The organism is Rouxiella chamberiensis (assembly GCF_026967475.1).
GTDB classification, from domain to species: domain Bacteria; phylum Pseudomonadota; class Gammaproteobacteria; order Enterobacterales; family Enterobacteriaceae; genus Rouxiella; species Rouxiella chamberiensis.
This window is the reverse complement of the sequence record NZ_CP114058.1, coordinates 1234798-1247104: the sequence shown is the minus strand read 5'-3', so window position 1 is coordinate 1247104 and position 12307 is coordinate 1234798. Positions and strand designations below refer to the sequence as shown.

11 protein-coding genes, 2 pseudogenes and 1 other annotated feature are annotated in these 12307 nt (G+C 54.7%); of the genes and pseudogenes, 8 read left to right on the top strand and 5 right to left on the bottom strand.

What is annotated here, in order from left to right:
* Positions 1-90 precede the first annotated feature (90 nt).
* Positions 91-924, bottom strand: a complete 834-nt coding sequence (locus O1V66_RS05990) for an SDR family oxidoreductase (RefSeq protein ID WP_045048042.1) — start codon at positions 922-924, stop codon at positions 91-93.
* Positions 925-1264: 340 nt separating this feature from the next.
* Positions 1265-1388: a sequence feature (His leader region), on the top strand.
* Positions 1389-1462: 74 nt separating this feature from the next.
* Here O1V66_RS05990 and hisG point away from each other — a divergent pair.
* From hisG to hisIE, 8 genes and pseudogenes are all read left to right on the top strand, one after another.
* A complete protein-coding gene (hisG, locus tag O1V66_RS05985) occupies positions 1463-2362 on the top strand; it encodes an ATP phosphoribosyltransferase (RefSeq protein WP_045048043.1) in 900 nt (299 codons plus the stop codon).
* Positions 2363-2366: 4 nt separating this feature from the next.
* The gene (gene hisD / locus O1V66_RS05980; RefSeq protein WP_045048044.1) at positions 2367-3680 is read left to right on the top strand and encodes a histidinol dehydrogenase; all 1314 of its coding nucleotides are present in this window, start codon (positions 2367-2369) and stop codon (positions 3678-3680) included.
* Entirely contained in the window at positions 3680-4804 is a 1125-nt protein-coding gene (gene hisC / locus O1V66_RS05975) for a histidinol-phosphate transaminase (protein WP_045048045.1), read from the top strand. The genes hisD and hisC overlap by 1 nt, the downstream gene beginning before the upstream one ends.
* On the top strand, positions 4801-5883 hold the full coding sequence (gene hisB / locus O1V66_RS05970) for a bifunctional histidinol-phosphatase/imidazoleglycerol-phosphate dehydratase HisB (RefSeq protein WP_045048046.1): 1083 nt from the start codon (positions 4801-4803) through the stop codon (positions 5881-5883). Before hisC ends, hisB begins: the two co-directional genes overlap by 4 nt.
* Positions 5883-6474 (top strand): annotated as a pseudogene (gene hisH, locus O1V66_RS05965) (imidazole glycerol phosphate synthase subunit HisH). The gene hisB and the pseudogene hisH overlap by 1 nt, the downstream one beginning before the upstream one ends.
* Before the next feature lie 5 nt (positions 6475-6479).
* Positions 6480-7217, top strand: a complete 738-nt coding sequence (hisA, locus tag O1V66_RS05960; protein ID WP_045048048.1) for a 1-(5-phosphoribosyl)-5-[(5-phosphoribosylamino)methylideneamino]imidazole-4-carboxamide isomerase — start codon at positions 6480-6482, stop codon at positions 7215-7217.
* Positions 7199-7973 (top strand): annotated as a pseudogene (hisF, locus tag O1V66_RS05955) (imidazole glycerol phosphate synthase subunit HisF). Before hisA ends, hisF begins: the two are co-directional and overlap by 19 nt.
* Before the next feature lie 47 nt (positions 7974-8020).
* Positions 8021-8635, top strand: coding sequence for a bifunctional phosphoribosyl-AMP cyclohydrolase/phosphoribosyl-ATP diphosphatase HisIE (gene hisIE / locus O1V66_RS05950; protein WP_045048225.1), 615 nt, complete (start codon positions 8021-8023; stop codon positions 8633-8635).
* Between the two features lie 107 nt (positions 8636-8742).
* Here the strand turns inward: hisIE and O1V66_RS05945 are convergent, their stop codons facing one another.
* The 4 genes from O1V66_RS05945 to O1V66_RS05930 are packed head-to-tail and all read right to left on the bottom strand — an operon-like array spanning position 8743 to position 12143.
* Positions 8743-9654 carry a glycosyltransferase family 2 protein gene (locus O1V66_RS05945; RefSeq protein WP_045048050.1) on the bottom strand — a complete coding sequence of 304 codons (912 nt, stop codon included), beginning with the start codon at positions 9652-9654 and terminating at the stop codon, positions 8743-8745.
* The gene (locus O1V66_RS05940; RefSeq protein WP_045048051.1) at positions 9654-10016 is read right to left on the bottom strand and encodes a GtrA family protein; all 363 of its coding nucleotides are present in this window, start codon (positions 10014-10016) and stop codon (positions 9654-9656) included. Before O1V66_RS05940 ends, O1V66_RS05945 begins: the two co-directional genes overlap by 1 nt.
* 53 nt (positions 10017-10069) lie before the next feature.
* Positions 10070-11512 carry a hypothetical protein gene (locus O1V66_RS05935; protein WP_269128214.1) on the bottom strand — a complete coding sequence of 481 codons (1443 nt, stop codon included), beginning with the start codon at positions 11510-11512 and terminating at the stop codon, positions 10070-10072.
* Positions 11493-12143: a DUF6311 domain-containing protein gene (locus O1V66_RS05930; RefSeq protein WP_269128213.1), complete on the bottom strand. Its 651-nt coding sequence runs from the start codon at positions 12141-12143 to the stop codon at positions 11493-11495. The genes O1V66_RS05935 and O1V66_RS05930 overlap by 20 nt, the downstream gene beginning before the upstream one ends.
* Positions 12144-12307: the final 164 nt, after the last annotated feature.

Genomic DNA, 12307 nt, shown 5'->3' with positions numbered 1-12307 from the left:
GATAAATATCAGGGAAAAATCAGGGTGGATAGCTGAAACTGACGGTGCAAAAACGCCGCAATGAAAACTGCGATGCTTAGGTGCAATTCTTTAGTTCAACGGCATACGCTCGGGATCGGGATACTGGTATTCGAACCCCAGCTCTTTCACGATACGGCTGCCATCGACCAGTTTACCCGTTGAGTCGGCAGGTTCGGGCGCGAATGTGGGTTCGGGCAGGCCGAGTTTTCTGGCCGACAGCGGGTAAAACTGCTGCTTGGCCGGATGTGCCGGTGCGCAGAGATTGTACGTATGGCCTCCACGCGGCAGCGAAAGCAGCAACTGCACTGCCGCAACCACATCGTCCTGATGCACCAGATTGACGCCGTGGTTTGCACCTTTAACGTCGGTTTTACCGGCCAGAAAACGCCCCGGATGACGTTCGGCACCCACCAGTCCGGCAAGACGCAGCACGTCGACGGAGGTGTTCGGCAACTGGTGGAACCACTCTTCCAGCTCCTTGAGCACCTTGCCGCTTGACGTCACCGGCAGGAGCGGCGATGTTTCGCGCACCATGCCCTCGACATCGCCATAAACGGATGTCGAACTGGTGAAAATCATGCGGGGAACATTGTGCGCCAACGCGCTGTCCACCAGCATTTGTACCGCCTGAAAATAGAGTTCGCTGCCCTCAACGGTGCGACGCGCCGGTAAGGTGATGATAAGCGCATCGACGTTGAGCAACACATCAAGGTCGTCGGCATCGCACTCCATCGTGACGCCCGGAGTGAAGTTAAGCTGATAGCATTCGATGCCGCTCATACGGGCGGCTTCCACGCCGTCAAGCGTTGTCTTGCTGCCCACCACCTGATAACCACGGGCGCTAAGCGCCATGGCCAGCGGCATGCCAAGCCAGCCTAATCCAATGATCGATACCTTCTTCATCCTGCTCTCCAAAGCTGCGTATTCTTGTTCATAAGTCTAGCAGGCTACCGTCGTGCCCTGCTCAACTCAATGCGAGAATCGTGAATGAATTTAACCGTCTTTTCAGTTGTTTACTCTGTACGGCATCTTGAGGTCTTCTATACAACTCATGACAATCCATTCACATTAATCATTAGACCCTGAAAGATATTAATATTACTCATCACCCTAAAAAAGGTTGCGCCCTCGGGCGCGGTGGTTTAGGTTAAATGCCAACAGATTATCAACCTGTTGCCCTATCGCGGCAGGTCGCAATTCATAAAACGAGAGAAAGACACATGCTTAACGTTCTGATCAACCACCATCATCACCATCATCCTGACTAGTCTTTCAGGCAGATTGGTGCTGGGAGACTTTTAAGATCTTCCAGTGGCGCAGAACGCAGCAGAGAGCCCTCGGAAGATTTCTTCCGGGGGCTTTTTTTACCCTGAAGATTTCTAAAAATGAATTAAAACATCGACTTAAACTTAAAAATACACATTGCTGGAAGGATTGAATCATGTTGGACAAGAACCGTTTACGTATCGCGATGCAAAAATCAGGTCGCCTGAGCGACGAATCCCGCGAGCTGCTGGCCCGCTGCGGGATCAAAATCAACCTGCAGGAGCAGCGCCTGATTGCCTTCGCCGAAAACATGGAAATCGACATCCTGCGTGTACGTGATGACGACATCCCGGGTCTGGTGATGGACGGTGTGGTCGACCTCGGCATTATCGGTGAAAACGTGCTGGAAGAAGAGTTGCTGAGCCGTCGCGCCCAGGGCGAAGACCCGCGTTACTTCACCCTGCGCCGTCTGGATTTCGGCGGTTGCCGTCTGTCGCTGGCCACCCCGCTGGACTTCGACTATACCGGCCCGCAGAGCCTCGGCAACAAACGTATCGCCACTTCTTATCCACACATCCTCAAGCAATACTTCGACAAAAAGGGCCTCGACTTCAAATCCTGTCTGCTAAACGGTTCGGTAGAAGTGGCTCCTCGCGCCGGTCTGGCCGATGCCATCTGTGATCTTGTTTCTACCGGCGCAACCCTTGAAGCCAACGGCCTCAAGGAAGACGAAGTTATCTACCGCTCCAAAGCCTGTCTTATCCAGCGTGACGGTGAAATGCCGCAGTCCAAGCAGCTGCTGATTGACAAGTTGATGACCCGCATTCAGGGCGTTATTCAGGCGCGTGAATCGAAATACATCATGTTGCATGCTCCAAGCGCCCAGCTGGACGAAATCATCGCCCTGCTGCCGGGAGCCGAACGTCCGACCATTTTGCCGCTGGCCAACGACAAGCAACGCGTGGCGATGCACATGGTAAGCAGCGAAACGCTGTTCTGGGAAACCATGGAAAAACTGAAAGCGCTGGGCGCCAGCTCGATTCTGGTATTACCCATTGAAAAGATGATGGAGTAAGACGATGCAAGCCAACGGTTTCTCTACCCCCATTGACTGGCAAGCCTGTGACGCGCAGCAGCGCCGCGAGTTACTGACGCGCCCGGCTATCGCCGCCTCGGGCAGCATTACCGAAACGGTGACGGAAATCCTGACCCGCGTGCGCAACGAAGGCGATGTCGCGCTGCGTGAATACTGTGCGCGTTTCGATAAAACCGACGTCGATCAGATTCGTGTCACCGCCGAGCAGATTGAGCAGGCATCGGCGCGTCTGGGCGATGATGTGAAGCAGGCGATGGCCGTCGCCGTGCGCAATATCGAGACTTTCCACGTCGCGCAGAAACTGCCGGTTGTGGATATCGAAACCCAGCCGGGTGTGCGCTGCCAGCAGATTACGCGCCCGATTGCCTCCGTCGGCCTCTATATTCCCGGCGGGTCTGCCCCGCTGCCGTCCACGGTATTGATGTTGGCGACTCCGGCGCGCATCGCCGGATGCCAGAAAGTGATTCTGTGTTCGCCGCCGCCGATTGCCGATGAAATTCTGTATGCCGCCAAACTGTGCGGCGTCACCGAGGTGTATCAACTCGGCGGCGCGCAGGCGATTGCCGCCATGGCATTCGGCACTGAAAGTGTGCCGAAAGTGGCGAAAATCTTTGGTCCGGGCAATGCCTTTGTGACGGAAGCCAAACGTCAGGTCAGCCAGCACCTGAACGGCGCGGCTATCGACATGCCCGCCGGTCCCTCCGAAGTGCTGGTGATTGCCGATGCAGGCGCCACGCCCGATTTCGTGGCCTCCGACTTGCTGTCGCAGGCAGAGCACGGCCCTGACTCGCAGGTCATTCTGCTGACGCCGGACCTCGGGATGGCCAACGCGGTGGCTACCGCGGTTGAAAATCAGCTGCAAAGCCTGTCGCGCAGCGGGATTGCCCGCAAGGCGCTGGAGAGCAGCCGCCTGATAGTTACCCGAGATCTGGCGCAGTGTGTCGAAATCAGCAACGCCTACGGCCCCGAGCACCTGATTTTGCAAACCCGCGAACCGGAAGCGCTGGTCGACAGCATCACCAGCGCAGGATCAGTCTTCCTCGGCGACTGGTCCCCGGAATCGGCGGGTGATTATGCTTCCGGCACCAATCACGTACTCCCGACCTATGGCTATACGGCGACCAGTTCCAGTCTGGGTCTGGCCGATTTCCAGAAACGGATGACCGTTCAGCAATTGACACCGGCCGGCCTGCTGGCACTGGCGCCGACCATTGAAACCCTGGCTCAGGCCGAGCAGTTGACCGCACACAAAAATGCCGTCACGCTGCGCGTTGCCGCCCTGATGGAGCGTAAATAATGACTGACAACAGTAAGAGCATCGTATCTCTGGCGCGTGAAAACGTGCAGCAGCTGACTCCCTATCAGTCGGCGCGCCGCCTGGGCGGTAACGGTGACGTCTGGCTCAACGCCAACGAATACGCGACAGCCCCGCGCTTCGAGCTGACCGCGCAAACGTTAAACCGCTATCCTGAAAGCCAGCCCGTGGAAGTCGTGCGTCGCTATGCCGCCTATGCCAAGGTGCAGCCCGAACAGGTTTTAGTCTGCCGGGGTGCCGATGAAAGCATCGAACTGCTGATCCGCGCGTTCTGCGAACCGGGCAAGGACGCTATACTTTATTGTCCGCCCACCTACGGCATGTACAGCGTGAGCGCCGAGACGTTTGGCGTCGAAGGCCGTACCGTGATGGCCAAAGCCGACTGGCAGCTGGATGTCCCTGCCATCGAACAGGCACTGGACGGCGTAAAACTGGTCTATATTTGCAGCCCGAACAACCCGACCGGGCAGTTGATTAATCCTGACGATATCCGCGCCGTACTGGAGATGACGCGCGGCAAGGCTGTCGTTGCCGTCGACGAGGCGTATATCGAGTTCTGCCCGCAGGCGACCGTTTCCGGCTGGCTTGAAGATTATCCGCACCTTGCCATTTTGCGTACCCTGTCCAAGGCCTTTGCGCTGGCCGGTCTGCGCTGCGGCTTTACGCTGGCAAACGTTGAACTGATTGACGTGCTGAACAAGGTTATCGCGCCTTATCCCCTCGCCACCCCCGTAGCCGACATCGCCGCACAGGCGTTGAGCGACGAAGGGTTGGCCGTGATGCGCCAGCGCGTGGCAGAAGTGACCGAGACACGCCAATGGTTACAGCAGGAACTCGAAGACTGCGACTGCGTCGAGGAAGTCTTCACCAGCGAAGCCAACTATTTACTGGTACGCATGACTGCGTCGGCAAGCGTATTTAAAACCCTGTGGAATCAAGGTATTATCTTGCGTGATCAAAACAGGCAGCCGAGTCTTTCCGGTTGTCTGCGCATTACCATTGGCACCCGTCAGGAGTGTCAGCGCGTCCTCGACGCCCTTCGTCCGTTACCGGGCGCATCATCATCCGTCAATGAAAACCGTTGCGCCAGCAAGGAGCCTATGTGAGCCAGACCCCTGTTAGTCAGAAAATCCTTTTTATCGACCGTGACGGTACGCTGATTTCCGAGCCACCGGAAGATTTCCAGGTCGACCGCCTGGATAAACTGGCCTTCGAGCCGGGCGTTATCCCTGCGCTGCTGGCCCTGCAAACGGCAGGCTTCAAGCTGGTGATGATCACCAATCAGGACGGACTGGGCACCGCAAGCTTCCCGCAGGAGACGTTTGATCCGCCGCACAACCTGATGATGCAGGTGTTGACCTCGCAGGGCATCGTGTTTGACGACGTGCTTATCTGCCCACATCTGCCGGCGGACGAGTGCGATTGCCGCAAGCCGAAAACCCGACTGGTGCAAACCTATCTCGACAGCGGCGTGCTGGACAGCGCCAACAGCTACGTGATTGGCGATCGCGAGACGGACATTCAACTCGCCCAGAACATGGGCATCGGCGGCCTGCGCTATCAGCGCGACTCGCTGGGCTGGGCGGCCATCGCCAAACAGCTGACGCAGCGCGATCGTCACGCCAAGGTGAACCGCGTAACCCGCGAGACGGCGATTGACGTCGACGTCTGGCTGGACCGCGAAGGCGGCAGCAAAATCAAGACCGGCGTCGGTTTCTTCGACCACATGCTGGACCAGATTGCCACCCACGGCGGTTTTCGCATGAACATCGAAGTCAAGGGCGACCTTTACATCGACGATCACCACACCGTGGAAGATACCGGTCTGGCGCTCGGCGAAGCGCTGAACAAGGCGCTGGGTGACAAGCGCGGCATCGGCCGTTTCGGCTTTGTGCTGCCAATGGACGAATGTCTGGCGCGCTGTGCGCTGGATATCTCCGGCCGCCCGCACCTCGAATATAAAGCCGAATTCAGCTATCAACGCGTTGGGGATCTCAGCACGGAGATGGTGGAACACTTCTTCAGCTCGCTCTCCTACGCGATGGGCTGCACGTTGCACCTGAAAACCAAGGGCAAAAACGACCACCACCGCGTCGAGAGTCTGTTCAAGGCCTTTGGCCGCACACTGCGTCAGGCGATCCGCGTCGATGGCAACACGCTGCCGAGCTCGAAGGGAGTGCTCTAATGAACGTCGTTATCCTCGATACCGGCTGTGCCAATCTGTTTTCCGTCAATGCGGCTATCAAGCGTCTGGGTTATGAGCCTGTCATTAGCCGCGATGCCGACGTAGTGCTGCAATCCGACAAGCTGTTTATGCCGGGCGTAGGCACCGCGCAGGCCGCCATGGACAAACTGGAAGAGCGCGACCTTATCGAGCTTATCAAAGCCTGCACCCAACCGGTGCTCGGCATTTGTCTCGGCATGCAGCTGCTGGCCTCGTCGAGCGAAGAGAACCGGCGGCATTGCGACGCTTGGCATCATCGACAAGCCAGTGATCAAAATGCCCGATCGCGGCCTGCCCCTGCCGCACATGGGCTGGAACAAGGTCAAGGCGCGTGCCGGACATCATCTGTTTCGCGGCATCGATGAAGACGCCTATTTCTATTTCGTGCACAGCTTCGCGATGCCGGTGTGCGAAAACACCATCGCCCAGACGCTGTACGGCGAGCCGTTCAGTGCGGCCGTCGAGAAAGACAACTTCTTCGGCGTGCAGTTCCACCCCGAGCGTTCGGGTGCCGCAGGCGCGCAGTTGATCAAAAACTTTTTGGAGATGTAAGCAGCATGATTATCCCCGCTTTGGATTTAATCGAGGGCAGCGTGGTGCGTTTGCATCAGGGCGACTATGGACAGCAGCGCGACTATGGCAATTCGCCGTTGCCGCGTTTACAGGATTATCAGGCTCAGGGCGCGCAGGTGCTGCACCTTGTGGACCTCACCGGCGCCAAGGATCCGGCCGCCCGGCAGATCCCGCTGTTGAAACAACTGGTGGCGGGCGTCTCCGTGCCGGTTCAGGTTGGCGGCGGGATTCGTACCGAGCAGGACGTCGAAGCCCTTCTGGCGGCGGGCGTTTCGCGCGTGGTCGTCGGTTCAACGGCCATTAAAAATCCCGAGCTGGTGCAGCAGTGGTTTACCCGTTTTGGTGCCGACGCGCTGGTGCTGGCGCTCGACGTACGTATCGACGACGCGGGCAACAAGCACGTTGCCGTCAGTGGCTGGCAGGAAAACTCGGATTCCACGTTGGAACAGGTCGTTGAACAGTTTTTACCGTTCGGCCTCAAGCACGTGCTGTGTACCGATATCTCCCGCGACGGCACGCTCGCCGGTTCCAACGTCGAGCTGTATCGCGAAGTCTGTGGCCGTTTCCCGCAGGTTGCGTTTCAGGCTTCCGGCGGTATTGGCGGTCTGGAAGATATCGCCGCCCTGCGCGATATCGGCGTCAAGGGCGTTATCGTGGGCCGCGCCCTGCTCGACGGCAAGTTTACTGTATCGGAGGCAATCTCATGCTGGCAAAACGGATAATTCCCTGCCTCGATGTTAAAGACGGACAGGTCGTCAAAGGCGTTCAGTTCCGTAATCACGAGATTATCGGCGACATCGTGCCGCTCGCGAAACGTTACGCCGAAGAAGGTGCCGACGAGTTGGTGTTTTATGACATCACCGCGTCTTCCGACGGACGCGTCGTCGACAAAAGCTGGATAACTCGCGTGGCGGAAGTGATCGACATTCCCTTCTGCGTGGCGGGCGGCATCAAGACACTGGAAGATGCAGGTCGCATTCTTGAATTCGGCGCGGACAAGATTTCCATCAATTCCCCTGCGCTGGCCGACCCGACACTCATCAGCCGTCTGGCAGACCGCTATGGCGTGCAGTGCATTGTAGTGGGTATCGATACCTGGCATGACGCCGAAACCGATACCTATCAGGTGCATCAGTTTACCGGCGACGAAGCGCGCACCAAAATCACCACCTGGCAGACGCTGGACTGGGTGCAGGAAGTGCAGCAGCGTGGCGCAGGCGAAATCGTGCTGAACATGATGAATCAGGACGGCGTGCGCAACGGTTATGACTTGCGCCAGCTGAATATGGTGCGCGAAGTCTGTCAGGTTCCGCTGATTGCCTCGGGCGGCGCAGGCGAGCGCGGCCACTTCCTTGATGCCTTTACGCTCGCGAAAGTCGACGGCGCACTGGCCGCCTCCGTGTTCCACAAACAAATCATTAATATCGGCGAGCTGAAACGCTATCTGGCCGAACCAAGGCGTGGAGATCCGCTTGTGAGTAACGCAGAACAGAATCAAGATGTGAAAAGTATCAAAGAACCCCGCATGCTGAGCGCAGAACAACTCGCGCAACTCGACTGGGAAAAGACTGATCACATGATGCCGGCCATCGTGCAACACGCCGTCTCCGGTGAAGTCCTGATGATGGGCTACATGAATCAGGAGGCGCTGGGCGTCACGCAAGACACCGGCAAGGTGACCTTCTTCTCGCGCACCAAGCAGCGTCTGTGGACCAAGGGAGAAAGCTCCGGCCACTTCCTGAACGTCGTCAGCATTACGCCGGACTGCGACAACGACTCGCTGCTGATTCTGGTCAACCCTATCGGCCCGACCTGTCACAAGGGCAACAATAGCTGCTTCCACCCTGCGAGCAGCGACTGGGGTTTCCTGTATCAGCTTGAGCAGTTGCTGGCCTCGCGTAAAACCGCAAGCCCTGACAGCTCCTATACCGCAAGCCTATACGCCAGCGGCACCAAGCGCATCGCGCAGAAAGTCGGTGAAGAAGGCGTTGAAACAGCGCTGGCAGCCACCGTCAATGACCGCTTCGAGCTGAAGAACGAAGCCTCGGATCTGCTGTATCACCTGATGGTACTGCTTCAGGACCAGGATTTGGATTTGAGTACAGTTATCGATAATCTGCGTCAGCGTCATAGCAAGTAACCGCCTGCGAAGACGACTCGCTGGCAGAATTATCTCGCTGCGATAATCAAAAAGGCCGCCTGAAATTATCGGGCGGCCTTTTTTGTCAGTTTATTTGGAGGGACACGTTATTTTTTTATGATAAATCGCGGTCGTCCCTTGGTTTCAACATATATTCTGCCGACATATTCACCCAGCACGCCAATACCAATCAGCTGAACGCCGCCCAGGAACAGGATTGACACCATGACGGAAGGATAGCCGTGAACGGGATTTCCAAAAACCAGCGTGTCGAGAACCAGCCAGGCACCGTAGACAAATGAAGTCAGCGCGACGAGCAGCCCAATATAGGTCCAGACGCGCAACGGGAAGGTTGAAAAGCTGGTGATACCTTCCAGCGCCAGATTCCACAGTTTCCAGCCATTGAATTTGGAGGTACCGGCTACCCTGGCCGCGCGGGAATACTCGACGACTTCCGTCTTGCCTCCAACCCAGCTCAACACCCCTTTCATAAAGAGATTTCTTTCGGGAAGTTGCTTGATATTCTCGACCATATCACGCGACATCAAGCGAAAATCACCCACATTCTCTTCGATTTTGGGGTTGCTGATTTTGTTGTGCAAGCGGTAAAACCACAGCGCAGACTGCTTTTTCAGATGACCATCGGTTGAACGATCGGTTCGTTTGGCGAGAACCATATCGGCACCGGTCTGCCATTTTTCAATCAATAGCGGGATGACCTCGATAGGGTCTTGTAAATCCACATCGATAGGAATGATGGCATCGCCCGTGGCATGTTCAAGACCGGCCAGCAACGCCGGTTCCTTACCAAAATTTCGGGTAAAGTTAATCGCCTGCACGTTATTGTCGGCCAATGCCAGGGCATTGATAATGGACTCGGTGCTATCACGGGAGCCATCGTTGATAAAGACTATTTCAACGTCGTAGTCTTTCAACTCGGCATAACCACGGACCTCTCTATAAAAAATCTGAATAGTGTCTTCTTCGTTATACACGGGAACGACAAGAGAAATTTTCATTATGCTTTTTTCCTGAACACGATGAAATTCGAATAAAGAAATCCGATGAGCAGACTGGTGCCTGAAAAACCGATCAGGGTAATGTACGGATTCAGTTTTAGTTCATCAGCCAGCAGGCCAAAGCACAGCGCGACAAGTCCCATGAAACCGACAAACATGAAATATCTCATGGAAGTATGCTCGGCTTTGAATGTCCATCTTGCATTGACATAGAAGCTGAAAGTGACGGCAACACAGAAAGCGACGAAGTTGCTGATCATCTGATTGCGAACAATCAGATTATAAACAAGGGCAAATGTGGCCCAATGCAGCAGCGTGTTAAAGCCTCCGACGACCACGTATTTGATAAAGACTTTAATCATGTTGCACCTCTCCGTGCCGAGTCAGGCAAACCGTACATATTAACGCGCGCCGATTATTCAACATTTATACTTTTGATACCTATTGCCAGCATGCGTGAATCCATACCCAGACCTGCATTGAGCGGAATAATCGCATCAGGAAGTTCAAAGTGAAGGCTCACGGTTTTACGGCCCTGAATCAAGGCGTGCGGAAGCGCAATCTCCTGGGTCGCACCCGCGCCGTCGGCACTCGAGAATTCAGCCAGCGTTTTACCCTCGAGCGTGACGATAACGTGCTGAACAGGCGTTTTTGAGGAGATAAACGGGTTATAGGCCAGCGTGATTTTGTGTGCTCCCGGTTTTATCGGCAACGTAATCGCCGTTTCGCGGTTGCTGCTCCATACGCCCCAGGGTTCCTGAACCGACCAGCCATCGGCCAGCAGCAAGGTGTTTTTACCCTGCTCCCTAAAGTCGAAGAAACTCTCTACCGTATTTTTCGGCTGAACCACTTCACAGGCAGCACATGCCGCATCACCTGGCGCAAGCACATATACGCCGTCAATTTTGGCATACAAATCCTGCGGTCGGAGATTGAATAATGAACTCCAGTCTCTGTCCATGACATACAGGGTGTCTTTTTGATAATTGCCTTCCAGCAGGGATTCAAGCACGGCCTGATTCATCTCCCCTGCTTTTTTGCTGTCAAAGCGCGCCATGTACACCGCATCCGTAGCCTTGTTGCCTTTGGACGCATAATAGGAAAGCTCTTTCCAATACTTCTCGGAGGAGTTGTCGAAAGGCACCCAGCGAATATATTTGTATTTAGCGACCGCATCGCGCCAGAAGGCGTTTTTCAGATGAGGGGTCCAGTCAGGTTGTTCAGACGCGCTGTACTGCTTGTGAATCGCCACCCAACCGCTACTGGTATCGACAATCTGCACAAATGCGCAAAACGCCAGCAGGAAACCGGCTGTGCTGCGGCTGTTGTTCTTGATAGTCCGTACGACCAGGAAAATAATCAGGAAATAGGTGACAGGCCACATGAGTCGACCTGACGCCCTGAATATGGCGCAGATTTTAAGCACGAAATCCGGCAGAGGATAATGTACGACGTAAGGACCAATACCTATCTGATTGCTCAGGGAGTAGATAAACAAGAAGGCAACGGCAAAGATGACAGCGCCATGCTGTTTGACTTTCGAGGCCGTGAAGTAGCGAACCACGCTTCTGACATTCAACAGCAGCAGGAATATTACGCCAAGTCCCAGGAAGTTGAAGCCTTCTCCCTCGGTCGGGTAATAGGAATGCGTATTGATAAGCAGTGACCAGCCATTAGCCAGTACAGGTGAAAGCAGGTTGGCCCGATATGCGCCGAATCCTTGCGCCGCCACACCATGACTTACGGAAAAATAGCCGGTGACATAGGCCAGCAGTGCGACACAGACAAAAATAGGCACCATCTCGAAGAGAATCATTTTAGGTGCTTTTTTAATGTCTTTAATCGCCCTGAACAACATGATGCTTCCCCAGAACCACGCAGACCATAAGGGAAAGATAGAGGTGAACCAAAATCGAAAAGCAGATGAGAATCCCCCACTTCAGCGCATTTTCTCTGTGTTTGGGATTCAGGGTGAGGTAAGCGGCGGCCAGTATAAAGAAGTTTGCCATAAGGTTGATGTGATAGATGCGGTTTATCCACGCAGGTATAAACATCAGCAGCAAGGTTCCCGCAAGCTTGATAACGATACTTTCGGAATACAATCGGATAATTTTCCAGGCGAAAATAGCCTGCAATACACAGCAACCCAACAACCAGATCCCAAAATACTGGAAATCGGCAGGCAGGAAAGAGTTAAATATTTTAAAGATTATGGCCAACAGTGGATTTGAATCCGAGTAGACCACGGCATTGCTCACTTCCATACCAAAATCAGGGGTCAAGCCAATGACAGGAAAGCGCCAGGGTGTGTTTCTAAAGAATTCCCACCCTAGATACGCCTGCGCCGTATCACCATGACTCAACCAGGCGATATTAGCGGGATTGATGATTTCGGTGCCAAAAATTGCAAAATAAAACACGATGCCAATAAAAATTGAAAGCAGAAAACCGCGATAGTTATCCCCTTGCTCGGGACTACTTAGCAACATGTAACATCCTTAAATATAATTGTATTTTTACCGTATGGAATCAGTAAGGAAGTTTACAGAGGTTGGCGAAGCGTGTCCAAACGTTAACGGCGTTTTAAGCATTGTCCTGTGCCTGCCGCCTCGGGAGGCTTGAAAAACGTATAAAAAAAGCCCCGGAGTAAAAC

Excerpts from the sequence above, each read along its gene's own strand:
- O1V66_RS05990 (WP_045048042.1), bottom strand. The coding sequence starts at position 924 with ATGAAGAAGGTATCGATCATTGGATTAGGCTGGCTTGGCATGCCGCTG.
- hisG (WP_045048043.1), top strand. The coding sequence starts at position 1,463 with ATGTTGGACAAGAACCGTTTACGTATCGCGATGCAAAAATCAGGTCGC.
- hisD (WP_045048044.1), top strand. The coding sequence starts at position 2,367 with ATGCAAGCCAACGGTTTCTCTACCCCCATTGACTGGCAAGCCTGTGAC.
- hisC (WP_045048045.1), top strand. The coding sequence starts at position 3,680 with ATGACTGACAACAGTAAGAGCATCGTATCTCTGGCGCGTGAAAACGTG.
- hisA (WP_045048048.1), top strand. The coding sequence starts at position 6,480 with ATGATTATCCCCGCTTTGGATTTAATCGAGGGCAGCGTGGTGCGTTTG.
- hisIE (WP_045048225.1), top strand. The coding sequence starts at position 8,021 with ATGCTGAGCGCAGAACAACTCGCGCAACTCGACTGGGAAAAGACTGAT.
- O1V66_RS05945 (WP_045048050.1), bottom strand. The coding sequence starts at position 9,654 with ATGAAAATTTCTCTTGTCGTTCCCGTGTATAACGAAGAAGACACTATT.
- O1V66_RS05940 (WP_045048051.1), bottom strand. The coding sequence starts at position 10,016 with ATGATTAAAGTCTTTATCAAATACGTGGTCGTCGGAGGCTTTAACACG.
- O1V66_RS05935 (WP_269128214.1), bottom strand. The coding sequence starts at position 11,512 with ATGTTGTTCAGGGCGATTAAAGACATTAAAAAAGCACCTAAAATGATT.
- O1V66_RS05930 (WP_269128213.1), bottom strand. The coding sequence starts at position 12,143 with ATGTTGCTAAGTAGTCCCGAGCAAGGGGATAACTATCGCGGTTTTCTG.